Annotated in this window: 30 protein-coding genes and 3 tRNA genes; 20 read left to right on the top strand and 13 right to left on the bottom strand. The window is 60.3% G+C overall.

Translation table 11 applies throughout. The features are described 5' to 3' along the window. Nucleotides 1–9 precede the first annotated feature (9 nt). Nucleotides 10–432, bottom strand: coding sequence for a DUF4864 domain-containing protein (locus tag RTP54_RS08660; RefSeq protein ID WP_312361991.1), 423 nt, complete (start codon nt 430–432; stop codon nt 10–12). 395 nt (nt 433–827) lie between these two features. On the opposite strand from RTP54_RS08660, the gene RTP54_RS08655 reads away from it, so the two are divergent. The 3 genes from RTP54_RS08655 to RTP54_RS08645 all read left to right on the top strand — a co-directional run bounded on the left by RTP54_RS08655 (nt 828) and on the right by RTP54_RS08645 (nt 3,314). Then, on the top strand, nt 828–1,532 hold the full coding sequence (locus RTP54_RS08655) for a hypothetical protein (RefSeq protein ID WP_312361990.1): 705 nt from the start codon (nt 828–830) through the stop codon (nt 1,530–1,532). A 131-nt stretch (nt 1,533–1,663) separates the two neighbouring features. After that, nucleotides 1,664–2,134, top strand: a complete 471-nt coding sequence (locus RTP54_RS08650) for a hypothetical protein (protein ID WP_312361989.1) — start codon at nt 1,664–1,666, stop codon at nt 2,132–2,134. Between the two features lie 226 nt (nt 2,135–2,360). Continuing rightward, entirely contained in the window at nt 2,361–3,314 is a 954-nt protein-coding gene (locus RTP54_RS08645) for a phosphoribosylaminoimidazolesuccinocarboxamide synthase (protein ID WP_312363207.1), read from the top strand. Nucleotides 3,315–3,342: 28 nt separating this feature from the next. Here RTP54_RS08645 and RTP54_RS08640 read toward each other — a convergent pair whose 3' ends face one another. The 3 genes from RTP54_RS08640 to metG are packed head-to-tail and all read right to left on the bottom strand — an operon-like array spanning nt 3,343 to nt 6,525. Beyond that, nucleotides 3,343–4,179 carry an MBL fold metallo-hydrolase gene (locus RTP54_RS08640; protein ID WP_112805093.1) on the bottom strand — a complete coding sequence of 279 codons (837 nt, stop codon included), beginning with the start codon at nt 4,177–4,179 and terminating at the stop codon, nt 3,343–3,345. 1 nt (nt 4,180) lies between these two features. Then, nucleotides 4,181–4,960: a TatD family hydrolase gene (locus tag RTP54_RS08635; RefSeq protein ID WP_112805095.1), complete on the bottom strand. Its 780-nt coding sequence runs from the start codon at nt 4,958–4,960 to the stop codon at nt 4,181–4,183. An 11-nt stretch (nt 4,961–4,971) separates the two neighbouring features. Continuing rightward, the gene (gene metG / locus RTP54_RS08630; protein WP_112815468.1) at nt 4,972–6,525 is read right to left on the bottom strand and encodes a methionine--tRNA ligase; all 1,554 of its coding nucleotides are present in this window, start codon (nt 6,523–6,525) and stop codon (nt 4,972–4,974) included. A gap of 179 nt (nt 6,526–6,704) precedes the next feature. On the opposite strand from metG, the gene RTP54_RS08625 reads away from it, so the two are divergent. Further along, nucleotides 6,705–7,010, top strand: coding sequence for a pyrophosphatase (locus tag RTP54_RS08625; protein ID WP_312361988.1), 306 nt, complete (start codon nt 6,705–6,707; stop codon nt 7,008–7,010). On the opposite strand, the gene RTP54_RS08620 is transcribed toward RTP54_RS08625, so the two are convergent. The 4 genes from RTP54_RS08620 to RTP54_RS08605 form a co-directional block, all read right to left on the bottom strand. Beyond that, entirely contained in the window at nt 7,005–8,036 is a 1,032-nt protein-coding gene (locus tag RTP54_RS08620; RefSeq protein ID WP_112815466.1) for a DNA polymerase III subunit delta', read from the bottom strand. The genes RTP54_RS08625 and RTP54_RS08620 overlap by 6 nt on opposite strands. Next, entirely contained in the window at nt 8,033–8,713 is a 681-nt protein-coding gene (gene tmk / locus RTP54_RS08615; protein WP_112815465.1) for a dTMP kinase, read from the bottom strand. The genes RTP54_RS08620 and tmk overlap by 4 nt, the downstream gene beginning before the upstream one ends. Before the next feature lie 79 nt (nt 8,714–8,792). Next, entirely contained in the window at nt 8,793–9,953 is a 1,161-nt protein-coding gene (locus tag RTP54_RS08610; RefSeq protein ID WP_312361987.1) for a D-alanyl-D-alanine carboxypeptidase family protein, read from the bottom strand. Nucleotides 9,954–10,013: 60 nt separating this feature from the next. Beyond that, nucleotides 10,014–11,045 carry a septal ring lytic transglycosylase RlpA family protein gene (locus RTP54_RS08605; protein ID WP_112805107.1) on the bottom strand — a complete coding sequence of 344 codons (1,032 nt, stop codon included), beginning with the start codon at nt 11,043–11,045 and terminating at the stop codon, nt 10,014–10,016. A gap of 273 nt (nt 11,046–11,318) precedes the next feature. Between RTP54_RS08605 and RTP54_RS08600 the strand changes: the two genes are divergently transcribed. The 6 genes from RTP54_RS08600 (at nt 11,319) to lexA (ending at nt 14,592) form a co-directional block, all read left to right on the top strand. Continuing rightward, a tRNA-Ser gene (locus RTP54_RS08600) sits at nt 11,319–11,408 on the top strand. 79 nt (nt 11,409–11,487) lie between these two features. After that, nucleotides 11,488–11,799 (top strand): hypothetical protein, encoded by a 312-nt coding sequence (locus tag RTP54_RS08595; RefSeq protein WP_312363268.1) that lies wholly within the window; start codon nt 11,488–11,490, stop codon nt 11,797–11,799. A gap of 307 nt (nt 11,800–12,106) precedes the next feature. Then, nucleotides 12,107–12,397, top strand: coding sequence for a DUF4242 domain-containing protein (locus RTP54_RS08590; protein WP_112815462.1), 291 nt, complete (start codon nt 12,107–12,109; stop codon nt 12,395–12,397). 167 nt (nt 12,398–12,564) lie between these two features. Continuing rightward, complete coding sequence (locus tag RTP54_RS08585; protein WP_312361986.1) at nt 12,565–12,708, top strand: hypothetical protein; 144 nt, start codon at nt 12,565–12,567, stop codon at nt 12,706–12,708. A 340-nt stretch (nt 12,709–13,048) separates the two neighbouring features. Further along, nucleotides 13,049–13,417, top strand: a complete 369-nt coding sequence (locus tag RTP54_RS08580; protein WP_312361985.1) for a hypothetical protein — start codon at nt 13,049–13,051, stop codon at nt 13,415–13,417. Between the two features lie 461 nt (nt 13,418–13,878). After that, nucleotides 13,879–14,592, top strand: coding sequence for a transcriptional repressor LexA (gene lexA, locus RTP54_RS08575; protein WP_312361984.1), 714 nt, complete (start codon nt 13,879–13,881; stop codon nt 14,590–14,592). A gap of 117 nt (nt 14,593–14,709) precedes the next feature. Here the strand turns inward: lexA and RTP54_RS08570 are convergent, their stop codons facing one another. After that, nucleotides 14,710–15,042 carry a hypothetical protein gene (locus RTP54_RS08570; protein WP_112815461.1) on the bottom strand — a complete coding sequence of 111 codons (333 nt, stop codon included), beginning with the start codon at nt 15,040–15,042 and terminating at the stop codon, nt 14,710–14,712. A 578-nt stretch (nt 15,043–15,620) separates the two neighbouring features. Here RTP54_RS08570 and RTP54_RS08565 point away from each other — a divergent pair. The 4 genes from RTP54_RS08565 (at nt 15,621) to RTP54_RS08550 (ending at nt 17,808) form a co-directional block, all read left to right on the top strand. Continuing rightward, a complete protein-coding gene (locus RTP54_RS08565; protein WP_312361983.1) occupies nt 15,621–15,767 on the top strand; it encodes a hypothetical protein in 147 nt (48 codons plus the stop codon). Nucleotides 15,768–16,059: 292 nt separating this feature from the next. After that, on the top strand, nt 16,060–16,491 hold the full coding sequence (locus tag RTP54_RS08560; RefSeq protein ID WP_312361982.1) for a GFA family protein: 432 nt from the start codon (nt 16,060–16,062) through the stop codon (nt 16,489–16,491). A gap of 197 nt (nt 16,492–16,688) precedes the next feature. After that, nucleotides 16,689–16,994 (top strand): hypothetical protein, encoded by a 306-nt coding sequence (locus RTP54_RS08555; protein WP_112805118.1) that lies wholly within the window; start codon nt 16,689–16,691, stop codon nt 16,992–16,994. A gap of 652 nt (nt 16,995–17,646) precedes the next feature. Further along, complete coding sequence (locus RTP54_RS08550; protein WP_312361981.1) at nt 17,647–17,808, top strand: hypothetical protein; 162 nt, start codon at nt 17,647–17,649, stop codon at nt 17,806–17,808. Nucleotides 17,809–17,944: 136 nt separating this feature from the next. Here the strand turns inward: RTP54_RS08550 and RTP54_RS08545 are convergent. The 3 genes from RTP54_RS08545 to RTP54_RS08535 all read right to left on the bottom strand — a co-directional run bounded on the left by RTP54_RS08545 (nt 17,945) and on the right by RTP54_RS08535 (nt 19,397). Next, nucleotides 17,945–18,018: transfer RNA gene (locus RTP54_RS08545), tRNA-Cys, on the bottom strand. Between the two features lie 249 nt (nt 18,019–18,267). Continuing rightward, nucleotides 18,268–18,969, bottom strand: a complete 702-nt coding sequence (locus RTP54_RS08540; protein ID WP_312361980.1) for a thermonuclease family protein — start codon at nt 18,967–18,969, stop codon at nt 18,268–18,270. A gap of 134 nt (nt 18,970–19,103) precedes the next feature. Next, entirely contained in the window at nt 19,104–19,397 is a 294-nt protein-coding gene (locus RTP54_RS08535; RefSeq protein ID WP_409517093.1) for a hypothetical protein, read from the bottom strand. Between the two features lie 174 nt (nt 19,398–19,571). Between RTP54_RS08535 and RTP54_RS08530 the strand changes: the two genes are divergently transcribed. The 5 genes from RTP54_RS08530 (at nt 19,572) to RTP54_RS08510 (ending at nt 23,318) form a co-directional block, all read left to right on the top strand. Beyond that, nucleotides 19,572–19,646 (top strand) — tRNA-Asn (locus RTP54_RS08530). 97 nt (nt 19,647–19,743) lie between these two features. Continuing rightward, entirely contained in the window at nt 19,744–21,192 is a 1,449-nt protein-coding gene (locus RTP54_RS08525; protein ID WP_312361979.1) for a deoxyribodipyrimidine photo-lyase, read from the top strand. A 106-nt stretch (nt 21,193–21,298) separates the two neighbouring features. Further along, a complete protein-coding gene (locus RTP54_RS08520) occupies nt 21,299–22,552 on the top strand; it encodes a cyclopropane-fatty-acyl-phospholipid synthase family protein (RefSeq protein ID WP_312361978.1) in 1,254 nt (417 codons plus the stop codon). 81 nt (nt 22,553–22,633) lie between these two features. Continuing rightward, nucleotides 22,634–23,005: an SMR family transporter gene (locus RTP54_RS08515; protein WP_112805126.1), complete on the top strand. Its 372-nt coding sequence runs from the start codon at nt 22,634–22,636 to the stop codon at nt 23,003–23,005. Further along, nucleotides 22,992–23,318, top strand: a complete 327-nt coding sequence (locus RTP54_RS08510; protein ID WP_112805128.1) for an SMR family transporter — start codon at nt 22,992–22,994, stop codon at nt 23,316–23,318. The genes RTP54_RS08515 and RTP54_RS08510 overlap by 14 nt, the downstream gene beginning before the upstream one ends. On the opposite strand, the gene RTP54_RS08505 is transcribed toward RTP54_RS08510, so the two are convergent. Then, a complete protein-coding gene (locus tag RTP54_RS08505; RefSeq protein ID WP_312361977.1) occupies nt 23,306–24,148 on the bottom strand; it encodes an SDR family NAD(P)-dependent oxidoreductase in 843 nt (280 codons plus the stop codon). The genes RTP54_RS08510 and RTP54_RS08505 overlap by 13 nt on opposite strands. Nucleotides 24,149–24,470: 322 nt before the next feature. Here RTP54_RS08505 and RTP54_RS08500 point away from each other — a divergent pair, with 322 nt between their 5' ends. Then, nucleotides 24,471–25,511 (top strand): cysteine synthase A, encoded by a 1,041-nt coding sequence (locus RTP54_RS08500; RefSeq protein ID WP_312361975.1) that lies wholly within the window; start codon nt 24,471–24,473, stop codon nt 25,509–25,511. The last annotated feature ends 5 nt before the right edge of the window (nt 25,512–25,516 follow it).

The raw sequence follows: 25,516 nt of genomic DNA, 5'->3' as shown, positions 1-25,516 counted from the left end.
GGGTCCGGGTCAGATTTCCGGCCCCGGCGCGGACTGGAGCATCATCACGCCATTGATCTTGTAGCTGCCGTCGGGCTGCTTCATGAGCTGGTAGACGGCCGTCCAGTCCTTGCCGTCAGGGGCTGATATCAGCACTTCCTGGATGATCTGATCGCCCGCCACCTTGGATCGGCCGAAGGCAAAATTGCCCGGACGATAGACCGGCTGGTAGCCGCGCCTGACCATGTCGAAAAACGCGGTCTTGTCCGGAAACTTGCCGCGAATGGCCGGCGAAGCGAAGGAGTAGGCCGCATCCGCATCATCATTGAGGAAGGCCGCTATCTGGTCCTGGATGATGGAACGCGCGGTATCAACGGGCTCTTCCGCCCATGACGGCGCGGCAGCCGCGAGTTGCACCGCGATACCAAGAGCAATGGCATGTGTCCTGATCATCACCGTCCTCCGCAAATACACCTTTGAACTGCCACCTGAAATGATAGGCCGTTTGAACGTTGTGGAAATGGACGACGGCCGTTCCCTGCAGAGATGGAACGCGTTTCCGACGCGTTAGTTCTAAATATATTCAATTCCTTATATTGAATATTTAAACAGCATCCTGAAGCATCATAACTTCGTGATATTCTGACGCTCCTGTCACGAACATGCCGATGCGAGCTCGATGGCAGCGAATGTATGTCGCTGCACGCCAGCGCATGCCCGTTTGCCGTTTGTTAAGGCTTGCAATCCATAGTTGCAGTTATTCCATATTCGCGTGAAGGCATGACGCTGTTCGCCATTGTGCGCATTTGTCCGGATCAAGCGGCACATCTGCGTGGAGAGACAAGCGAATGACGACTATTTCCTCGACCGGTCCCGTCGCGGCGCTGCTGATCCTTCGGCGGCCAGAAGCCAATGCGGCGGACGGTGCTGCCAATGCCGCCGATAGCGTGCTGATGACGGCAAACAATGTTTCAGCAGAACCCGGCAAGGCAACGACGCAAGCCACCGCGGCTGCGGCCAACGCCGTTCTCGACAAGCAGGCGAGGGCCGATGCCATGGTCACGCTCGCGATCGACTTCCTGGAATCCGACAAGTTCAAGTCGAGCGATCCTGGGGTGAAGGATAAGCTCAAGGCGCTGATCGAAAGCAACGGAGCGGCGCTCGCCGCAAGGATCGAATCGGAGCGCGAGCATGATCCGTCGATGCCGATCGAGACCGCGATCGCCAACGCATTGACGGCGACCATCAGGGCCAACCGCAAGCAATTCGGCGAAGGTGAAATCGTCGTCGGATACGACACCAGGCTCGATGGCAAGTTGCTGCATTACGTCGCCGACATCGACGGGAAGAGCGGCGCGCAAATGCTGTTCGACAGCCATGAAGCGACGCGGATTGCCTATGACGACGCCAGGAACATGCGCGACCAGGCGACCGGCGAGGCCGAAGGCCCGGCATCACTTGCATTTCTCCAAGCTCAGCGCCGCTATGAGCAGTCGTCCCTGGTCATGAGGGAATGGCAGAACATGTGGTACAAGCTGTTCAAGTGGGACTGATGCAAGCCAAGGAAGAGCCAGAGACGCGCCCGCGCAGGCAGGGTTCTCGCAATGTCCAGATGGTGCGCGTCTTGATCCGCTAAGATTACCCTGCGCATTGGAGACGGCTTGCATACCCGATCGGAAACCCCATGACATCACGCACAATCGAGATCTATACGCCACGTCGCGTGTCACATCTCGGCCAATGGGACATCGGCGGTCTTGCCCTGAAAGTCTACGGCCTCGTTGCCGACACCAAAGCTGTCGACGCGGCTTTGCTGGCCCAGGCGCAAGCCTTCGTGCGAAGCGACGTGCTGCAGCGCGTTGCGGCCGAGGGGCAGGAGGATGGCCTGGGCTTCATCATCATTCACCCCGGCACGCTTGGCGTCTCGATATCCGCGCATTGGTGGATCCAAGGCTCGGTGCTGTGCCAGCATATCTACCGCAAGCTCTATTCCGCCACCGAGCCGATGGATACCGCAACACGACCTGTCATAGCCTGTGTTTGGGAACTGGCTCTGATAAACGCCGAGCAAGTGGCCTGGCGCAAAACGATGATGACGAGCGAAGCCAGCCCGGCAGCCTATATGAATGCGCGAGCCGACCTCGATGCGGTATAAGCGGCAGTTACGGAGCGGGGGCCAATCTGTCTCTGTCACACTCGGACATGGACGCCGCCCGGCTACGCATGAAGATCAGATAAGATAGATTATGGAACCAATGGATGGCGCAGAATGCCGGTTTCCTTGCATCTTGTATCCACTCTTGGCTTGACCGAAGCTTTGCCGACTGGTTAGTCCTTCGCCACCTGACCCTCATTTTGCAAGGCCCTATGTGATGAGCGAATTGCGCGTTCTTTCAGATGCTTTCATTCCGGAACTGCCAAACCGCTACAATGGCAAGGTGCGCGAAAACTACGATCTGCCCGGCGGCGAACGCATCATCATTGCGACCGATCGCCTGAGCGCCTTTGACATCATCCTCACATCCATACCGCACAAGGGTCATGTGCTGACGCAGACGGCGCGCTACTGGTTCGAGGAAACCGCTGATATCTGCCCGAACCACGTGATCAGCTACCCGGACCCGAATGTCGTCATCGGCAAGCGGCTCGACATCCTGCCGGTCGAAATCGTGGTTCGCGGCTATCTCGCCGGCACCACCAGCACCTCGATCCTGACGAAGTATCGCAATGGCGAACGCGAGATGTACGGCATCCGTCTTCCGGACGGCATGCGCGATAACCAGAAGCTTCCGCAGGCGATCATCACGCCAACCAGCAAGGCCTTCGATGGCGGCCATGACGAGCCGCTGTCGGTGGCCGAGATTCTCGAGCGAGGCCTCTTGACCAAAGAACAGCTGGACAAGGTGTGGAGCTATGCGCTGGCACTGTTTGCGCGCGGCCAGGCACGTGCAGCCGAGCGCGGTCTGATCCTCGTCGACACGAAGTACGAATTTGGCACCGACAAGGACGGCACGATCATTCTTGCCGACGAGATCCACACGCCCGACAGCAGCCGCTACTGGATCGCCGACAGCTACCAGCAGAGCTTCGAGCGCGGCGAACGGCCCAAAAGCTTCGACAAGGATTTCGTGCGCGCCTGGGTCACGGAACGCTGCGACCCGTACAAGGATCCGGTTCCGGAAATCCCGCAGGAGCTCGTGGAGCAGACATCGGCCGTCTATATCGAGGCCTATGAGAAGATCACCGGCCGGACATTCGTTCCGAACCTGTCGTGCAGCACCGTGCTCGAGCGCGTCCGCAAGAACCTGGCGCCCTATTTCACGACGCAACCCTGAATATTAGAGTTTTCACATTAAATGAAAATCAGGCGTCGCCGATCGCGGCGACGTCGACGTCAAACTCCAGACGCATCAGATCATAGGCCGGCTCGACATGGTCGGGCGTTTCGCCTTGGACCGTATCGTAATCGAGCGGCACGTGCATGTGCGTCAACACCGCTCTCTTCGGACGAAGCCGCTCGATCCAGCCAAGCGATTGTACCAGCGACAGATGGCTCGGATGGAACTTGTATTGCAGCGTATCGAGGACCAGCAGGTCCAGGCCGCCAAGTCTTGCGATCGTTTCCGGTGGAAAGTCGCTGACGTCGCTGCAATAGGCAAAGTCGCCGACGCGGAACCCGAGTGAGTGGATATTGCCGTGAAACTGCATCAGCGGCTGGAAGGCGATCGGCCCACCCGCCCCTGTAATGATGACCGGCGACAAATCGTCAGCGATGATGTGGCCGTCGACGATCGGCGGATAACCGCTGCCAGGCGGCGATTCCAAGCAATAGCGAAAGCCTTCGCGGATCCGGCCCATCGTAAAGGCATCCGCCCAGATCGGCACGCGCTTCTTGTTTTCAATGACAAACCCGCGCAGATCATCGATGCCATGCAGATGATCCGCGTGCGAATGCGTATAAAGCACTGCATCGATGTGGCGGACATTGGCAGCCACCATCTGCGCACGAAAGTCCGGACCGGTATCGATGACAACCGTCGTCTTGCCGCCATCCGGCGCAACCTGCTCCACCAGCAAGGCCGCGCGCATGCGACGGTTCTTCGGATTTTGGGGATCGCAGGCACCCCAATCACCGGTTATGCGTGGCACACCGGGCGACGACCCACAGCCAAGAATGGTGAAGGCGCGCCTGAATGCCACGTCAGAGCCTCGGCATCTTGGAAAAAACGCGCAGCGCGTTTGCGGTCGTAAGCGTCGCAATCTCGTCTCGCGAAACGCCGATCGTATCGGCAAGCACCTCGGCCGTATGCGCCACATAGGCCGGTTCGTTGCGTTTGCCGCGGAAGGGTTTCGGCGCGAGATAAGGCGCGTCGGTTTCGACGATCATCCGGTCATGCGGAACGGTCTTGGCGATCTCGCGCAATTCCTCGGATTTCGGGAAGGTCAGAATGCCCGAAAAGGACACGTAGCCGCCGAGTTCGACGCCGACGCGCGCCAGATCCGGTCCCGACGAGAAGCAGTGCAAGAGGAAAGGGAAGGCGCCCTTCCCCGTCTCCTCGGTCAGGATCGCCGCCATGTCGTCGTCAGCCGAGCGGCTGTGAATGACGAGCGGCAGCCCGGTTTGGCGCGCTGCCGCGATGTGCCGGCGCAGGCCTTCGGCCTGCGCATCGCGTGGTGCGTTGTCGTAGAAATAGTCGAGACCCGCCTCGCCGATCGCCACCACCTTTGGGTGAGCCGAAAGCCTGACGAGTTCGTCGACGGTGATGTCGAGCTCCTCATCCGCATTGTGCGGATGGGTGCCGACGGAGCAGAAGACGTTCGGATAGGCATTGGCGATCGCAAGGATCGTGTCGAACCGCTTCACGCGGGTCGAGATCGTGATCATCTGACCGACGCCGGCCGCACGCGCACGCTCGATGATGGCGTCGCGCTCGGCCTCGAAGTCGGGGAAGTCCAGATGGCAATGGGTATCGATAAGCATGCCGACGCGCCTTACTGTGCTTCCGGCGGCACGTAGCGCGGGAAGACCGGCTTCGGCGCTTCCAGCGGCGTGCCGGAGACGAGACGGCCGGCCTCGCCCAATGCCGCAAAGTCACGCTTGTCGGCCGGGGCCGCCACGAGGTCCAGCAGCTTTCCTGACGATTCCGGCATGAACGGCTGCAAGAGAATGGCGATCTGACGCACGACCTCTGCCGTGACGTAGAGCACGGTCGCCATGCGCGCCGGATCGGTCTTCTTCAAAGCCCATGGTTCCTGGCCGGCGAAATAGCGATCGGTCTCGGAAACAACCGCGATGATCGCCGCAAGCGCGCGGTGGATCATCTGCTTTCCCATTTCGTCGCGGGTAATGTCATGCAGAGCATCGGCAGCCGCAAGCATTGCCTTGTCTTCGTCGGTCAGTGCGCCGCAGACCGGGATCTGGCCATCGCAGTTCTTGACGATCATCGACAGCGAGCGGCTTGCCAGATTGCCGATACCGTTGGCAAGATCGGAGTTGATGCGGGTCGCGATCCCCTCTTCGCTATAGCTTCCGTCCTGGCCGAAGGAGACTTCGCGCAGGAAGAAGTAGCGGATCTGGTCGAGACCGAAATGTTCGACAAGATTGACGGGATCGACGACGTTGCCGAGCGACTTCGACATCTTCTCGCCCTTGTTGAGCAGGAAGCCGTGCGCGAAGACGCGCTTGGGCAGCGGCAGGCCGGCCGACATCAGGAATGCGGGCCAATAGACCGCGTGGAAACGGATGATGTCCTTGCCGATGATGTGAATGTTGGCCGGCCAGAATTTGGCGCGCGGTCCCTGCGGGTCATCGAGATAGCCGGTCGCAGTGATGTAGTTGGTGAGCGCGTCGACCCAGACATACATGACGTGGCCGGGATCGTTCGGCACCTTGATGCCCCAATCGAAAGTGGTGCGCGACACCGACAGATCCTTGAGCCCCGACTTCACGAAGGAGATCACCTCGTTGCGGCGCTCGGCAGGGCCGATAAAATCCGGGTTCTCTTCATAGTGCTTCAGGAGCTTGTCCTGATACTCCGACAGCTTGAAGAAATAGCTCTGCTCCTCGACCCATTCGACGGGGGTGCCCTGAGGACCATAGCGCACGCCATCGGCGCGCAGCTCTGTCTCGTTTTCCTGGTAGTAGGCTTCGTCGCGCACGGAGTACCAGCCGGCATAGGAATCCTTATAGAGGTCGCCCGCCTCACCCATGCGGATCCATATGTCCTGCGACGCATCGTGGTGACGCTTCTCCGTGGTTCGGATGAAGTCGTCGTTCGATGCATTCAGAAGCACAGCCATCTGCTGGAACTCCGAGGAATTCCGGTCGGCGAGTTCCTGCGGCGTCACGCCTTCGCGGCGCGCCGTCTGCTGCATCTTCTGGCCGTGTTCGTCGGTGCCTGTCAGGAAGAAGACGTCGCGCCCGTCCAGGCGCTGGTAACGCGCCATCGCATCCGTTGCGATCAACTCATAGGCGTGGCCGATATGCGGCTTGCCGTTCGGGTAGGAAATCGCGGTGGTGATGTAAAAGGGGGACGTGTCTCTCATAGGCGGATTCAATCTATCTCGGATGAAGCTAACGACGCTCTTAGCGCATACGCCGCTGGGAAGGAACCGGGAGATGGCAGAAAAGCCCCGATGCGAGGCATCAGTCATGCCCCGCCCCTGCTTGCGCTGAAGCAAACACCGAAATAGAACAAACAGGAAACAAAGAGAGAGGAATCACCATGTTGCGTCGTCTGGAACGCCAATTCGAGGCGGCATCTGCCCGCTACGCCGAAGACAACGGCATCGAGCGGGATGCGGACTGGTTTATCCTGAAGATGCAGGAGGAAATCGGCGAACTCACCCAGGCCTGGAACAAGCGGACCGGTCGCGGCAGGCGCCATGGGAAATCAGAGGACGATCTGCGCACGGACATGGCGGACGAGGCAGCGGACCTGCTCGGGCATGTGCTGCTTTTCGCACACCATCATGATCTCGATCTTGTCGCGGCGATCAAACGCAAATGGCGGTTTCAGGTCGAACTATAGCGCTGCCTTCACGTCATCCAGCAGCGACAGAATGGTCTGCTTGCGATCGAGGTTATAGGCGTCGCTGACGGTGAGACGCTCGCCGCTCATGGCCGAAAGCCGGGCAAAGCGTTCGGCGCGCATGATATCGCCGGCGACGGCCGCATCGCGGGCCTCCCGCATCAGCCGGCCGGTCAACAACGACGTGAAGAAGTCGAAGATCGTTTCGCTGTCCTTTCCCGAGAGAACATCGGCCAGCTTGTGCATGTCCTTGCGGATCGCCGGTCCCTGCCCTGCAAGGATCGCCTCGAAGGTCGCGGTGATCTCCAGACCGCCGTAGTTGATCAGCTTCAGCGCCTCGGCGACGCTACCATTGGCAGCGGCCAGGACGCGCGCAGCATTCTCGCTCTCGAGATCGAAACCGAGGTGGCCCAGCGCCTGGCGCAGCGCCGCCGGCTCCAGCGGCTTCAGCCGCAGCGGCAGGCAGCGCGAACGGATCGTCGGCAGCAACTTGCCCGGCGCGTGGGTGAGCACCAGAAACAGCGAGCGGCGCGGCGGTTCCTCGAGAATCTTCAGGATGGCATTGGCCGCGTTGCGGTTGAGATCGTCGGCGGGATCGATGATGACGATGCGCCAGTTACCAGTGCCGGACGTCTGGGCGAAGAACTTGCCGGCCCTTCGAACCTCGTCGACCGTGATGGCACCCTTGACCCTGCCCGTCTTCTCGTCGACCGGTCGCGTCAGATGCAGAAGATTGTGCGACGCGCCGGCAGCCAGCTGTCGGCTGACAATCGACGTCGGGTCCGGATCCGCGAGGCTCTCCGGCGCATTTTCCGGGTCCGGATGATTGAGGATGTGACTGGCGAAGCGAAACGCAAGCGTCGCCTTACCGATCCCTTCCGGCCCCTCGATCAGGATCGCATGGTGCCCCTTGCCTGACCGGTAGCTCTGCGCCAGGAACGCCTCGGCCTGTTCATGGCCGAACAGGCGGTCGTTCTGAACGGGGGAAATTGCCCCTTCGAGCACACCTGGCGTTTCCGTCGTCATGGGGCTGCCCCCTCATTCGAGGGACTGGGCGCCTCGACATCAGCGAGCAGGCTTTCCAGAAGGCCAAGCACCTCGGCGGCGATCGCCTCGGCAGATTGCGTCGCATCGATCACGCGGCAACGGCCCGGATCTGCATTGGCGATATCGAGAAAGGCCTCGCGGCGCTTTTCGTGCGTCTCCAACTCTTCCTTTTCGAAGCGGTCCGGGCTGTCGTCGCCCGCGCGACGTTGCGCGCGCTCCAGACCGATCGCCGCCGGCAGATCGAAAATCACGGTCCGATCCGGCACGACACCGTTGATCGCGACCCGTTCGAGCGTCTCGACGAAGGCCGGCTCCAGATTGCCTGTTATGCCCTGGTAGACGCGCGAAGAATCCATGAACCGGTCGCAAAGCACGATCGCGCCCCTGGACAGCGCCGGCCTTATGACTTCTTCGACATGGTCGCTACGCGCCGCTGCAAACAGAATGGCCTCCATGCGGACCCCAAAGGCTTCGGCCGCTCCCGACAGCAGCACATGGCGCACCGCCTCCGCCCCGACGGATCCGCCAGGCTCGCGTGTCGTCAGCACCTCGTGGCCGAGCGTGCGCAGCGAATCGGCTAGCAGCCGCAACTGCGTCGACTTGCCGGCCCCTTCCCCGCCTTCGAATGTTACAAACAGACCTTTTGCCAGCGGCACAGTGCTTTCCTATATCGCATGCGATTTGGCCCTGTGTAGCCGATTGGCCCCACCGATGAAACCGCCGAAGCCGGTTTTGTTAGAGCCAGAAGAAGAGCAATTCCTGCAGCGCGTCGACCGCGCGGCTTGCAAGCGTGCCCTTGTCTACGGCCGAGGCTGTCTTGACCGGGACTTCGCGTAGCAGCTTTTCGCCGTTCCAGAGCCGAACGACGCCAACTTCAGCGCCCGCCTCGACCGGAGCTCGCAGCGGCCACTTATAGACGACACGCGCGGTCAGCCGCTCCGGATTGTCGACCGGCAACAGCACGTCGACCGGGCCGCCCGCGACAAGCGCCACATGTGAAGCGGCGCCACCATAGATGCTCGCCTCGCCGATCGCTTCGCCATCCGTAAAAATCCGCCGCTTCTCGAATGCCGTCATCGCCCAGTCGAGCACCTTGCGGCTCTCCTCGGTGCGCTCCTTGTCGGTCGCAAGCCCGCCCATCGCGAGATAGACCCGCCTGTCACCACGCTGCATCGACGCGGCCAGCGAGAAGCCATAGCCCTCGGCAAAACCCGTGGCGAGACCGTCGACCCCGACATTGGCGGCGATCAGAGGGTTCTTGTTGCGCTGCAGGATCTTGTTCCACTCGAACTCCGGCTGCGCGTAGAGCCTGTAGAAATCGGGATGCGCCTCGTGCAGATGACGGGTCAACGTTACCAGTTCGCTCATGGTGATCTGGTTTTGCGGATCGGGAAGACCGGTCGCGTTGCGGAAAGTGGCAAGGGGCATGCCGAGTTCGCGCGCGCGCGCCGTCATCTTGTCGGCAAAGGCCGCTTCGCTGCCGGTCATACCCTCCCCAAGGATAATGCAGGCATCGTTGGCAAGCTGAACGGCCATGCCCTGCAGCAGATCGGCCACGCGGATGCGTGACTTCAGCGCCGCAAACATCGTCGATGTGCCGGAGGGCGCGCCACCGGTGCGCCACGCATGCTCGGAAACGTCGTAGACGGTTTCAGCCGAGATTTCGCCCTTTGCGATGGCTTCGGCCACCACTTCCATCGTCATCAATTTGGCAAGCGAGGCGGGCGGGACAGGATCGTTTTCGGCGCGGGAAAACAGGACGGTGCCGGTTTCGGCGTCCACCAGCAGGATCTGCTTGGCCTTGGTATCGAAGGCCACAGGCGGCGTCTGGGCAGCGGCCGTTCCCGCCAGCAACGCCGCCAATCCAAAGGCGACCGAAAGCAACTTCAAGCGCATGGGAAACTCCGGTTTCCCATTGGGCATAGCAGCGTCGTCAGAATGGTACAACGCTCCGGGCTACCTGATCGAACCCGCTCGGCCCTGCCGCTTCGCATGCGCGACGATCGCGTCGGGGGTCAGCGGATTGGTCTCGACCATGATCGCCTCGAACGGCGAAGCCTTGTCGCTTACCCGCACCTCCACATAGGCGGCCGCATAGGCCATGTTGCCGTCCGGCATCGGGATGTATTCCGGACGCTCGCGCGGGATCGGTCCGATCTCCGGCAGCATCACGAATTCCTCCAGCGACTGCGGCGTGGCAAACTGCGGAACGGGCGCCGCAAGGGCCGTCACCGGACCACTGGTATCGAGCGAGGCTTTGGCCGGAATGGTGAGCGTGCCGAGCTGGTTTCGCATCGGCTCGTTGGAGGCGACCATCACACCGGTCGCGATCTGGCCTTCAGGCATGACACCCGGGCTGCGATCGCCCTTCGTGACGTAGGACGCCATCAGGTAGGGCATGTCGTTTCCTTCGAGCGGCGCCCGGCCGACATATTGTACCCGAACCTTGGCGCTGCCCTTCCGCTTGATATCGAGCAGATCTGCCGTTTTCGAGGATACGTCGATGATGCGACCGAACTCGTAAGGACCGCGATCGTTGACGCGGACGATGACGGACGTGCCGTTCTCCGTATTGGTGACGCGGGCATAGCTTGGCAGCGGGAACGTCGGATGCGCGGCAGACAGATGATATTTGTCGTAGACTTCGCCGTTGGCTGTCAGGCGCCCGTGGAATGCTGCGCCATACCAGGACGCCATGCCGCTTTTGTTATAGCCGAAATCTTCCTTCGGCTGATACCACTTGCCCTTGACCTGGTAGGCCTTGCCGACCTGAAACCGGCCGCCGCCCTTCGGGATATTCTTGCCCGTGGCGACACGGGGGCTGGCCTTCACGCCATAAACCGACTCGGGAAAGTATTCTTTGCTTCTCGGCTTGCTCTTGCTGACACTGGACGTCGACCCGCAAGCCGCAAGCGCTGCGCAAAACACGGGAACCGCCGCAAGGCGCAATCCCCTCATCAGATATGCCGCATTTTTACTGGATGTCATCTGTCCCACAACATCAATCGAACAAGCCGTACTCGAAACCTCCCGCTCTTGCCCCAGCGGAAATCTCGGCGTCCCGAAACGGAACAGTCGATTAAACATGACAGCAACAAGGCAAAATTGCGAACCGACACACAGCCGCCCACCCGAAATCTCCAGTTATGGTTTACGAATGGTTAGCGAGGCCGGATCCCTGATCCGCGCAGGAAGAAAATCTTTCCGAGTGCATGTTAAATCTTGCAAAGCGGCAAGGCTTCGCGCAATAACGCCCTGCCCGGAGGAGTGGCCGAGCGGTTTAAGGCACCGGTCTTGAAAACCGGCGTGCGTGAAAGCGTACCGTGGGTTCGAATCCCACCTCCTCCGCCATCACCTGTTTCATTTTCTGCCATTGAGTTCGTTCGTCGCCCAATTGCCCTGACGCGGCGACGGCTGGAGCATAGCCGTTTTGGAAGCCACGCCCTGCGGCGCGGCAACAGATGCGTGTGCATTGCTGAGGCAGCACGTCGGTCGGCTTGCCATGTCAGGTGATTTGAGGGAAAGTCTGATTCCGGCCCATCGAGGCCTGGGCAATCTCCCAAAACTGGAGAAAACCATGCCTCTTAAATACCTGACAACTGCCGCTTTTTTTGCTGTTCTCGCGCTGTCTGGCTGCGCAAGCACCGGCGACGCCAACACCACCTATGCTCAATGGCAGGGTCCAAATCCGGTTCCTGATCCGTCGGCGTCAAGCCCCGGTGGCTTCCGCCTCAGCTACTGAGTTGCGATAGGCGCTTGGCGCCCCACCGGGTGCCGTCGCGACCGCTGTCGGGCGGTCGCAATTCCGTTTCGGGCTGAGAAAACCTCTGCATCCTTCGACGACACACGCGGGCCAATTCACCGCCCCCCTGATCTCTCCATGCACTCCGCCAGACCTCCATCGGTCGAGAGCGACGTTGGCCGTGGGCGTGGCACAGTCAGTCGCATCCGGCGAAATCGCCGCGGCACGCCTTGAATCCGAAACCGGCTGCTCCCACTTCATTAGAATTGATTGAAATACAGCCATCAACCAGTCAAGGAACTGAGCGATGCCAACCTTCATCATAGAACGTGACGTACCTGGCGCCGACAAGCTCACCCAGGACGATCTCTGCGCGCTGTCGGCCAAGTCCAACGCTGTCGTCGCAGATCTTGGCGTGCCTTATACGTGGATCACCAGTTACGTGGCCGGCGACAAGATCTATTGCGTTCACGAAGCACCGAGCGCCGACGTCATTCGCGAGCACGCCGAACGCGGCGGATTTCCCGCCAACAGGATCACAGAGGTTGCCGCCGTTATCGGCCCCTCCACCGCATCGCCACGGCGCGGCGGAAACTGAAGAAGACAACGGCATCGCCGCCCGACCTGTCATGACGACGCATCGCGTCTCAATAGCCATCATTCCACCTGCGCCGTCATTGACTTAAGCGCGTATCGATGCAGGCTGAGCTACCGGTCATTCGGAGCCCAGGAGGGCCCCCGGCACGCGTTTCCAAGGAGACGAACATGGCAAAAGGTCAAGTCCGCAGCAACCGCGAGGTTCGAAAGCCCAAAAAGGACAAAGCCGTCAAAACGACCGTTGCAACCGAAGGCTCGCAGGTCAAACTTGCCGGCAGCAGTTTCCCGGCCGGCAAGAAGGACAAGAAGTAAAATCGCACCCGGTCATCTCTGCGCCAGACGCGCATGAGACATCTTCGCTGGCTGTCGACCGCCCCATCCGTGCGTCTTTGCTGAATTGCGGGACGACACGGTCGGCGCAACAGTCTGGCGAGCGTTGCGAGCCTAAACGCATCGCTCGCCCAAGCTGCGCGAGGGGCAAGCGGCCTGCGCCGATCACGCTTCGTGCGCTTGCCCCCACCGGAACAATCGCAGCACGGCATCGCAGACCGGTCCGTTCGTCGCGAGGAAATGTGCTCTGAATGCCACAACTCGAAGCGCCGTTATCGACCTTCTCAAAGAACTGTTGAACACGCCTGGCTGCGCGGCATGCTTGCTGGACTTCGGAACGAAAGCGCGGTTCACATCGTTAACCAATCTACCGGCTTCACTCCTCATCTTTCGGACGTTCATCGTGCTCGCAGCCTTGCTCATTGCTTCGATTATCGCATCGCCAAACATCGCCCTCAGTGCAGCGACGGTCGATGACCTGCAGGCCGATTTCGAATCTGCAGTCCCTTGCCAGCAGATCGATGGTCGCAACGTCTGGAAGGGTGCGATCGCCTACTACATCCAGTCCTTCGTCTTCGAGGGGGACACACCCGTGGCGACTGATGCCGCGGACGCCGTGTTGCCACAGGACAATTCAGCTGAAACCGTCAAGGAATTCGAAGACGCCTGCTCTGCCACGCGACCGGCCTGAGGCACGCGACTTTCATCGCGTGGCGAGCGTGCCGACGAACTTACGTCCAGATCCCCCCGTCGGCGTCGGTACAGCCATGGGGCGGAATCACCGTGCCACAGGCCAACTTTGGCCGCGCGCCACCCACTGATCGATCAGGCACCGAATCGCTGCACTCCAGACGATGCCAACCGCGTCGAACGGTCTTCCGACGGTATCGACATATTGGTATCAACCGAAACCGGGGCCCACTATCGCAGCGACCACGTTCACGATCGGCGACAGGACCCGAATCAATTCCTGCATCGCAACCTTACTCCGTGCGCCGCGGCCCGTGGCAGCACAGAGCCTCGCGATCGCCGGCTCCAGCCAATTCCGCGTCGACAGCCGCAGCATTCACCAAATTTTAGGCACTTGCGGAACACATATGGAACAGATAGTGTCTGTTCTTGATTTGTTTCACGCTTCTGGAGCGACTGGCCATGCTGACCCGCAAGCAACAGGAATTGCTTCTCTTCATCCACGAACGAATGAGGGAGTCCGGTGTACCGCCATCCTTCGACGAGATGAAGGATGCTTTGGACCTGGCATCCAAGTCGGGCATTCACCGGCTGATCACGGCGCTCGAAGAGCGCGGCTTCATCCGACGGCTGCCGAACCGCGCACGCGCACTTGAGGTCATCAAGCTGCCTGAAGCCTATGCGGCGAACACACAGCCCCGTCGCGGCTTTTCGCCGAGCGTCATCGAAGGCAGCCTCGGCAAGCCCCCCGCCCCAGCTCCGGCTAAGGCACCACCCGTTGCCGACAACAGCTCGGTGTCGGTGCCGGTCATGGGTCGCATCGCCGCCGGCGTGCCGATCTCGGCCATACAGAACAACACCCACGACATCTCCGTTCCGCTCGACATGATCGGTACCGGCGATCACTACGCTCTCGAGGTAAAGGGCGATTCGATGATCGAGGCAGGGATCTTCGACGGCGATACCGTGATCATTCGCAACGCGACGACTGCCAACCCCGGTGACATCATCGTTGCCCTCGTCGACGACGAGGAAGCGACCTTGAAGCGCTTTCGTCGCAAGGGCGCGTCGATTGCGCTGGAGGCCGCAAATCCGGCCTACGAGACACGAATTTTTGGACCCGACCGCGTCAAGATACAGGGCAAGCTGGTCGGCTTGATCCGCCGCTACCATTAGGCCCGAATGGCGCTTTGCGCCGTCATCGCCACCGTTCTCCCGAATGCGAACGTCTCGCCACCCCTGGGGTAGCGAGACGCCGGATATCCATCCGAGCGCTTGCGCGCTTGCGGATTCTTATTCGTGGATGGAGTACTCGCCGAGCTCGCAGAGGTCCTGCGTGTCTTCGGTCGTGTCGAGACCCGAACCTTCCTCGAACTCGAAGCGCATGTCGTACTTACAGACGTCGCGTCCGTCGGCGATGGTAATTTCCATGCTCTCGCCGGGATTGAGCACTTGCCGTCCAAAGACATCGTCCTCCCACTGGTCGACGCCAACAGGCGATGTGTAGAAGTTCGTCAAAACAGCCTTCGTCTTGTTCTTGAGCTGAAAGACGAGATCCTCGGCGCTTGCAGCGCTCGTCGTTGCAGCAAGAAGAGCAAGTGCGGTCAGGGCGATCTTACATTTCATTTTATGTCATTTCCTCCATTGTCGGCTTTGTTTGACACCACCTATACGGGTCGCATCGACGGAATATTCATTCCCGTTACCGTCTAGAGACAATATTTTTTCCGGTGACAAGAGCTGCGTCACAACCATTTCCGGGTCGGTCATGTAACGGCAGCAACGGCGAACGGCGACAAGTCGCACGATGGCGTCCGGAAATGGTTTGATATTGATTTTACTCAATTTAAACTTTGGTTGGCGACGTGGCGAAGGCGACGCCTGTCACTTCCGAAAACGGCGCGTCGAGCGGCCCGACGTCACGGAACCAGTGGAAGCTTGCCATGCAGCGATCAGCCGGCCTTCGCGGCGTTAGCAGCGAAAACCGCCTTCCATCCATCCTGGCCCGCAGACACTTCCTGACGTTCGTTTCCATGTCAGATGGCGGTTGATCGGTTCTGGGTCGTTCGTATCGCAGGACAGCCGCGACACGTCGCACACTGCCGCCTCGGCCTTTGCCCGGCCTCAATCGACGGACGTGCCGTTGCCTTTCGCCGTTCGCGGCCTAACTACCCCCTCCCATGCCCCATGAGAGGAACTGCTGAATGAACCGAAATGGCCTTTATCTCGTCATCGCCGCCCTTGCCGTGGCCGTCGTCGGGCTCGGCGTCTATGCCTATCGCGAAGAAACGAAACCGGCCGGTGTCGAAATCAAGATTGGCCAGGACGGGGTTTCCGTTCAGGAGAATTGAACCACGGCCTCAATTGACCGACAGGCGAGCGAGTGCGGGCATTCATTGCCGCATCGTGGCGCTTGCCACAATCGGTCCCGTTCGATGGAAGGTGGTCGCCCGCAGTCGAGCGACCTTCTACGCCCGACAGTCGCGATGCCGATCCGGTTCGCGACGGCATACGGTTGGAAATGCGCGCGACCGTTCATTGCGGGCGGCTTATTGGCCGTTGCACGCGAATGCGCTTGAGCATGCCTCATGGCATGCCCTATGGAAGACGAACAATTAGACACAATTTCAGATGGATGAGACCATGAACCTCGACATTCAGGCGCTTGATGGCGCCTGCCACTGCAAGACGGTCCGGTTCAATGTGAAGCTGAAGGACGGCCTGCGCACCGCCCGCCGGTGCACCTGCTCCTATTGCGAGTTGAAGGGTGCCGTCGTGGTTTCGGCCGCCAAGGATGGCGTAACTGTGCTTTCCGGCGAGGACGCCCTCACCAAGTATCAGTTCAACACCCATGCCGCAGAGCACTATTTTTGCTCGAAATGCGGCATCTACACCTTTCACAAGCCGCGCTCGAACCCGGATTTCTACGGCGTGAACGCCGCATGTCTCGAAGGCATTAGCCCATTCGATTTCACCGAATTGCCCGTCAACGACGGCATCAACCACCCGATGGACACCAAGGGCTCTACTGGCCCGAGGCTCGCAGGCACACTGCGTTTCACGCCGGCAGAGTGACTGGAAAGCCTGTCAAGGATTCGACAGGCGTCCATTGCGAAGGTCGACGAATGCCTTTCGGTCGCCCCACTGACCGTGCGCACCAAGGCGACCGCACGCGCAACGCATGTGGACGCCCGCAGATTTCAGCTTGCCTTAATCCGAACGGCGGGCGAACGTCCTTTGACCTGCACTCTTTGAACTGGCTTTAGAAATCGATGAACGACAAAGTCTATGAAACGCTGACCGGAATGTACTTCACGGTCGACGACCCGGATGGAAGCTACGGCACGGGCCAGGTCATTCGCCTCGCTGCCGAAGGGATCTATTTCATCCGCTTTGACGGCAACGAGGTGACGCTGCCCCTGGAACTCGTTTCCATCGGAGAGATGCTGCAAACGACCGATGAAGAGTACAAGCTCTGGCGGTTCTTCGACACGATCGAGGAACGGGACAAGTGGATCGAATGGCTGGATGCACCATCGAAGCCACGGGTCATCTCACTCGTGCGACCGACAAAGTAGCAGCCTGCACTGGCCCCTGCCGAGCCGACTGTTGCTTCGGCCCGTATCGCGCAGTCCAGCGTCCCCAGCATGAGCCTGCCTTGATGTTCAAGGCCGCGATACAAAAACAGATGGGAGACAAATCTCCCATCTCGACAACCTTATCGTGTTCTTATTATTTATTCCCGCAATACGATAATCAGAAGATCAAGCGGCTGGCGGCCTGTCACCGGCTTTTGGGTTGCATAGATGAAGCAAGCAAGATTGACGGGCGGATATCTACGATCATCGGCTGGAGGGCCGCCGTCCTTCCGCGGGAGGTAAATTGGTCCGACTTGCCGCACGAACCACCCTTCCGCATTTAAAATTACCGCTCAGCCGACCTGAAGACGAATGACGTATCTGACAGAAGGACGATTTCGCCACCTTCGCCAAGCTGATGAAGGCGCTCGCGTTCAATATTGCTGCTCTGTGCGTGGCTGCAGCGATCGGAGCGGTCGCACTGTCTCAGATCGCGTACATGCACGAGATCCCGGTCGGTTAGCTGCAGATTGCACCGCTGGTTCGCGCGACGATCGTCACGATCATCATAGCGGCAATCGCTCCCAGGACAGGATTCGGCGCGAAACTGCTGGCTTTCGGCGGCATTCACCTTCTCGAATTGGCGCTGTCCATGATGATGACTGCTGTCGCTGTCGAAATCCTCCAGACCTACTTTGATGGGGATCGGCAGGCGGCGGCGCCCTGGCTTCGTTTCGGAGCGATCACGCCATTCGTCAGCGGCCTGGCCGGTTATCTGATCTTGCGCCGGTTACGCCGTCCTGTCGCTCAGTGAAGGTCAGACGTCACCGTCTGGAGGCAACCGCTGGCAATCTGGTAGTAAGATCGTGAAATCTCAGCAAGGTCCGCTGACCTGCGACAGACGATAGCCGGTGCAGCTATCTCAATGTTTTCTTTCTCAGAGAAACATTTGGAGGCCTCGCCCGGAATTGAACCGGGGTACAAGGATTTGCAGTCCTCTGCGTCACCACTCCGCCACGAGGCCTCACCGACTGATGTAATCAAGTCGTGGCGAGCGTTTAGAATGAATGTAGAAAGACTGCAAGAGGGTTCATTCTGAATGTGATGGTTTTTTCGGTTTGCACACGCTTTCCGTCGCACCCATTAAACTGATGGCGCATGAGGCCGCCGCCTCGACCTTCACGCCGAACAGATGCACCAGACATGCTCACCACGTCGGCCCAAAGGTCGCTGGTGATGTGCACGGCTGCGTGCCCAGCACATGCTCCCGCCCCTAGCACCAGGGCGTCGGCTGGCCCTTCCAGGGCCGAACCAGCCCCTCCGACACGAGTACGGCACCGAGGGAGCGGCCATCGCGCATCACCACGCGCAGATTTTCACTGTTCTTGTCGTCGCTTCGGCCGATTGCCTCGATCAGCCGGAAATCTCCCGCGTTCAAGAGTTCGCGCAATCGCTGCTTGGCGTAAAAGCCACGCGCGCGCTCGCTGTCGCAGCTGGCCGTCTTGATTCGCGGCGCATCGACGTCGGCAACGCGGATTTCTTCTCCGCGATAGCGGAACGTTCCGCCATCGACGACGCAATTGTCGTTGCGGGTCCCGCAGAAGTAGAACTGGTTCGCCTTTGGCTCGACGGTTGCCGGCTGCGCGATCGGACGCTCGATAGGAGTTGGCGCTGCCAGTCCGACATTGACGGTCGGTACCGGCCCGTCGATCGGCTTTGTCTTGTGTGACACGGTCGGCAGGGCGGTGCGGACATCGGCCCTCGGCCGTTCGTCGACCCTTACGGTCGCGGTCGATTTCGGCGCTGAAGCGAAGAGGTGCGAAACGCCGGGAAATTCCGGCAATTTTGCACGGTGATCATAGACAACGACGCCGCCGACGATGACCACGGCAGCGAAATACCAGGGCAGCATACCACCCTGCTTCCTTGTCCGGCTGCCGCGGCGACGCCCGCGGCTTGTCGTGGCTTTACCCATCCTGCCCCATCCTTTGATTCGGCCGGCATTATGCGACCGATGCATTGCCGAATGGTTTTCACCGGCGCCCCGAATGCGGGAGTGCTCCGGGGGTGTGGATGGAGGACAACGTAACCGCCCTTCAGAAAGACAGGCTATTCCTTCGGAGAGCCCGGGCGGCCGCGACGGCGGGCCCACCAGACGGCGAACCTGCGTCTACGGCGTCGAACCGACGGAATATCATGTGAAAGGATCAGCAGACCCAAGGGCACCATCCAGAAGCCGAGCACCGGCAGAAAGCCGAGAAAACCGCCAAGGATCAAAAGACCGCCCACGAGCATGCGCAGCAGCGGTGATTCCGGCAGCGCCAGGCGCCATTTGCCCAGCACGATCTGCCGGGTGTGGGGGTCTATGCCGAAATGCGTCTGTTTTCTGTTTTTATTCATCATTCCCTATCCGCCTGCGTTTCCCACAATTGGGGGCTTCTCCACAGGCTCGCAACAAAACTTCTCACTTTTTTTGAAAAAACCGCTTGGCAAATCGGAAAAGCATTTGTATTAGCAGCCTCACTTCTGCAGGACACAAACCGCGCAGAACTTCTGCAGGACACAAACCGCAGATGATCCCTGGTAGCTCAGCGGTAGAGCATTCGACTGTTAATCGACAGGTCGCCGGTTCGAATCCGGCCCGGGGAGCCAGTTTCTAAAAGAGCCATTCGCGGTAACGCCCGAATGGCTCTTTTTCATTTTGCGGCTATGGTGCCGCCGTCCACAGACTACCTCACAGAGGAATGTCATGAGCGCCAATTCGGCATCGCCCATTCTGATCTGGTTTCGCAAGGACCTGAGGCTTGGCGACAACCACGCGCTCGCGGCTGCATGCGCCGATGGCGTGCCGGTGATTCCCTTCTATATTCGCGAGCCCGCCGACAGCGGCAACGGGCCGCTGGGCTCCGCGCAGCGCTGGTGGCTGCATCATTCGCTATCGGCGCTTCGCACATCGCTGCAAAACATCGGGTCGGATCTCCTTTTTCGCTCAGGCGAGCCGTTCGAGGTTATTAAGGACATAGCGCGAGAAACGGGCGGCACCAGCGTTTTCTGGAACCGCCGCTATGATCCAAGCGGCATGGCGACGGATGCGCCGCTTAAAAAGGCGCTGCTCGAGCAGGGCTTTTCGGTGAGCAGCTTCGCCGGTCAGTTGCTGCACGAGCCGACCCGGTTCTTCAACAAGACGGGCGGACCCTACAGGGTCTTTACGCCCTTCTGGCGCGCGCTCGAAGCAAGCGGCGAACCGCCGGCACCGATCGATCCGCCAGTTTCGATTGCGGCGCCACAACGATGGCCTGGATCCGAGAGCCTGGAACAGTGGGACCTGCTACCGACGAAACCCGATTGGGCTTCGACCTTCAGTGAAATCTGGTCTCCGGGCGAGGACGGTGCTTCGGACCGCCTGCAGACCTTTGTCGAAGATACGCTCGACGGCTACAAGACGGCGAGGGATTTGCCGGCGGAAGCCGGTACCTCGCTGCTCTCACCGCACCTCGCCTTCGGCGAGATATCGCCCGCGCGGATATGGCATGCGACACGTGGCCTGACCGACACGCCGGTCGACGATGTCGTCACGTTTCGCAAGGAACTCGCCTGGCGCGAATTCTCCTACAATCTTCTGTTTCACAATCCTGATCTGGACCGGCGCAACCTCGACCGTCGCTTCGACGCATTCTCCTGGCTGGACAATGACGATCATTTCCGGCGCTGGACCAAGGGGCTGACCGGCTATCCCATCGTCGATGCCGGCATGCGCCAGCTCTGGCGCCATGGCTATATGCACAACCGCGTCCGGATGATTGCCGCCTCCTTCCTGATCAAGGATCTTCTGATCGACTGGCGACACGGCGAGAGGTGGTTCCGCGATACGCTGGTCGATGCGGATCCTGCCTCGAATGCCGCCAGTTGGCAGTGGGTCGCCGGCTCCGGTGCCGACGCCTCGCCCTTCTTCCGCGTCTTCAACCCCGTGCTCCAGGGCGAAAAGTTCGATCCCGAAGGACACTATGTGAAGCAATTCGTTCCGGAACTGGCCGATCTCGATGCACGCTATGTCCACCGACCTTTCGCTGCTCCGCAAGCGGCGCTGTCACAGGCACGGATCGAGCTGGGCGTGACCTACCCTGCCCCCATCATCGAGCATGGCTTTGCACGCGACCGGGCGCTCGCCGCGTTTCAGGACATCCGAAGCGCCACCTGAAAAATCGCTACAACCGCACTGCCACGGGTACAAATCCGTGGTTGGCCTCCCGCAGGATTATCGCTAGGCTCACGTTACGGATGCAACGATTGCCGGAGGGTGATTCATGCACGATACCGAATCCAGCTTTGCCGAATTCGACAACGCCGAGCTCCTTTCGGCGGACAATCTCTCACAAGTGCTCAAGGACTTGCCGCTCAAGGCGCAGCTGGTGCTGCGCGGCCTTGTGCATCTTCAGGCCGGCGCTCTGGCGCTCTCCCTGCCCGACGGCCGCCGGCTTCGGGTCAAGGGCAAGCAGCCTGGGCCCTGCGCCATCGTGACGCTGCACAACTGGAACCTGCCGCACAGGGCCATAACCGGCGGCACCATCGGTGCTGCGGAAAGCTATATCGACGGCGATTGGGACAGCCCTGACGTCGGCGCGTTTCTTGAGCTTTTCCTAGTCAATGCCGACATCGGGAACCGCTTTCCGAACCGTGTGCGCGGCCTGATGCGGCTCTTCGAGAAATTCCTTCACTGGCGCAACGCCAATACCAAGACAGGCGCCGAACGCAACATCTCCGCCCACTACGACCTCGGCAATGCGTTCTACCGTGAATGGCTCGACCCGAGCATGACCTATTCGTCGGCGCTCTATGCGGCCGGGGCCAACGATCTGCAATCGGCGCAGACGGCCAAGTATCGGGCGCTGGCCGAAGCGACCAATCTGCGGCCGGGCGATCACGTGCTCGAGATCGGGTGCGGCTGGGGTGGATTTGCAGAATTTGCCGCAACCGAGATCGGCTGCAGGGTGACGGGCCTGACCATCAGTCGCGAGCAACTGGCCTTTGCGCGCGAGCGCATGCAAAAAGCCGGCATCGCCGACCGCGTCGAGCTGAAATTCCAGGACTATCGCGAGGCAAAGGGGCTGTACGACCGAATCGTCTCGATCGAGATGTTCGAGGCCGTCGGGGAAAAATTCTGGTCGACCTATTTCGCACAGCTGAAGCGCTGTCTGAAACCGGGCGGCAAGGCCGGCCTGCAGATCATCACCATCAAGCCGGAAGCCTACGAGGAATATCGCGCCAATCCGGATTTCATCCAGAAATACGTTTTTCCCGGAGGCATGCTGCCGACACGCGAACACCTGGTCGATCTCGGGCGCAATGTCGGTTTGCGCATGATCAACGATTTCGGCTTTGGTGGCGACTACGCCCGCACGCTCGGCGAGTGGCGGCAGCGCTTCTGGTCCGTGTGGAGCAAGATCGAGCCGCTGGGCTTCGATCTTCGCTTCAAGCGGCTGTGGGAATTCTATTTCTATTACTGCGAAGCCGGCTTTCGCGCGCGCAATATCGATGTGCGCCAGATCGTCTTCGAGTAAGCCGATCCACCCGCAGGCTTTACCGATCGCGCGACAACGCCTAAGAGGCAACCGATCCAGATCTCTTCTTGAAGGTTCCTCATGCGCCTTGCATGGTTTTTCCTGGCGCTCGCCATCGCAACCGAAGTGGCGGGCCTGACGGCTATGAAGGCCGCATCCGCCAATGGCTCCTATGTGGGCCACGTGGTGATGTACGTCTCCATCGCGCTTTCCTACGTCTTCCTGGCAAAGGCCGTGAAGACCATTTCGGTTGGCGTGGCCTATGCCATATGGGAGGGATCAGGCGTCGCGATCATCACGCTCGTTTCGGTCTTCGTGTTCGGCCATGTGCTGACCGGCCGGGAGATGCTCGGCTTGTCGATGGCGGTCGTCGGCATCTTGCTGGTCAATGCCGGGGAATACCGTGACGAAGACGCTCCGACATCAGAAGGAGCAGCCGATGAGCGCGCCTAGCATTTATTTCATCTTTGCCGTCATCGCGGGCATCCTCGATATCGCCGCAAATCTTGCCTCGACGAAATCCAACGGTTTTGCCCGCCGTGGCTGGGGCGCACTTTCCATCGTCCTGGTTCTGGCTGCCTTTGCCTTCCTCGCGGAAGCGGTCAAAGGCATGGAGCTTGCGATCGCCTATGCGGTTCTCGGTGCAACGGGGATCTTCGGTACGGCCATCTGCGGACGCCTGCTTTTCGGCCAGAAGCTGAAGCCGATCGGCTGGGTCGGCCTCGCGCTGATCTTCGGCGCGGTCCTGGTGCTTCACACGGCCTGAGGTGGCCGCTCAGCGCTCTTGGCGGATTTGACCGTCGAGACGGGCGGCATTCCCTTCTTTCGGGTCAACCGTTCGATCAGCGAGCAATATGCGCCATAGGGCAACCACCGCGCCAGCCTTGTCATCGCCGTCGTTGCATTTGGCAAACTGATCTCGAAATGCTTCGACCTCAGACCCGCAACGATCTGTCCGGCGGCCGCATCCGCGCTGATGGCGGCCACGCCGGGAAATCCGAGCCGAGCCGATCCCGTCGCTTCGACCGGTCTGGGGATGATCAACTGCAGGCGAATGCCGATCCGCTCCAGATCTGGCTTCAGGCTCTCCGCCATATTGATGAGGGCTGCCTTCGTGGCACCATAGGCCGCGTTCCCGGGCAAGCCGCGGTAACCGGCGACCCCCGAAACAATGGCGATGTGGCCCTGCCCCCTCGCCTTCATGTGAGCCACCGCCGGCAGCAGACAGTTGACGACACCGTTCACATTGACGGCAAAACTCTGCTCGAATGCCTCGCGGTGGAGATCGTCCCCCCGCACCGGAATAGCGACATCAGCCGTAAAGACGGCGAGCGATAGATCACCATGGTCATATTCAATTGACGCAAGCACGCGCTCCATGTCCTGCGGATCGGTGACGTCACCATCGAGAACAATGATGCGCCCTTCGGCGGCGGCCTCCTGCTGCAGAGCCACCAATCTGTCGTGGTTTCTTGATGTGACGACCACCGAATAGCCATCCCGGACCAACCGGAGCGCCAAGGCCCGGCCCATACCCGAACTCGCGCCCGTTACCCAAGCCAAGCCATGTTCGGAATTTACCCTGTGCATACTCATTGCTCATACCTCGGCACGCACCCGCGCGGTGCACGCTCAACTCAAGGGGCCAGGAACGACATGCCCGGCCCGGACCAATCCTCTCCAACGACCTGCGCTCACCCGGAGCTGCCGCAACCCTAAGCTTTCCCCTTGAAGACGTTTTTTGTTCGGGACAGGGCAGCGGTGAAACGCTATTTCTTGCCTGGAAAGCAGGCTGAGCCGAAAACACGCCAATATTTCGGCGATCCGGCAGCGGTCTCAATATTCGCCGGCCGCACGGCGTTTTTCTTCGGTAACGCGGCCCGCTTTGGCGGCCGTTCACAAGCACGAGGTTCTGCAAATGGCCATTCTTCCGTCCGTACTCGAAGCAATCGGCAACACGCCCCTGATCCGGCTTAAAACCGTATCGGAGGCGACCGGCTGCACGATCCTCGGCAAGGCGGAATTCCTCAATCCGGGACAGTCGGTCAAGGACCGCGCCGCGCTCTGGATCATCCGCGAGGCAGAGAAGACCGGACAGTTGAAGCCGGGCGGCGTCATTGTCGAAGGCACCGCCGGAAATACCGGGATTGGCCTGGCGCTGGTCGCCCAGGCCTTGGGCTACCGAACAGTCATCGTCATTCCTGAAACCCAGAGCCAGGAAAAGAAGGACGCGCTGCGGCTGCTTGGCGCCGAGCTCGTCGAAGTGCCAGCCGTCCCCTATAAGAACCCGAACAACTACGTGAAAATCTCCGGGCGTCTCGCTGCTGAACTGGCCAAGACCGAGCCGAACGGCGCCATCTGGGCGAACCAATTCGACAATGTCGCCAACCGTGACGCCCATGTCGCGACAACCGCCCCGGAAATCTGGCGCGACACCGGCGGCAAGGTCGACGGCTTCATCTGCGCTGTCGGCTCCGGCGGCACGCTTGCTGGCGTGGCGCAGGGACTGAGGGCGAAGAACCCCGAAATCAAGATCGGCCTGGCGGACCCGGACGGTGCCGCGCTCTACAATTTTTATGCGCACGGCGAATTGAAGGCGAGCGGAAGCTCGATCACGGAAGGTATCGGCCAGGGCCGCGTCACCGCCAATCTCGAAGGCTTCACGCCCGATTTTTCCTATCAGATCTCCGATGCAGAAGCGGTTCCACTGGTCTTCGACCTGATTGAACGGGAAGGTATCTGCGTCGGCGGATCGACGGGCATCAACATTGCAGGCGCCGTGCGCCTCGCCAGGGAGCTTGGCCCGGGACATACGATCGTGACGATCCTCTGCGACTATGGTAACCGCTATCAATCGAAACTCTTCAATCCGGACTTCCTGGCCTCGAAGGGCCTGCCTGTCCCGGCCTGGTTGAAGGGATCCTCAAGCATCACCGTTCCATACGAATCAGTCGGATAAGATTT

It is taken from the genome of Ensifer sp. (assembly GCF_031989085.1).
Classification (GTDB): domain Bacteria; phylum Pseudomonadota; class Alphaproteobacteria; order Rhizobiales; family Rhizobiaceae; genus Ensifer.
Note: the sequence above shows the minus strand (reverse complement) of the source record. Positions and strands in the feature narration are given on the sequence as shown.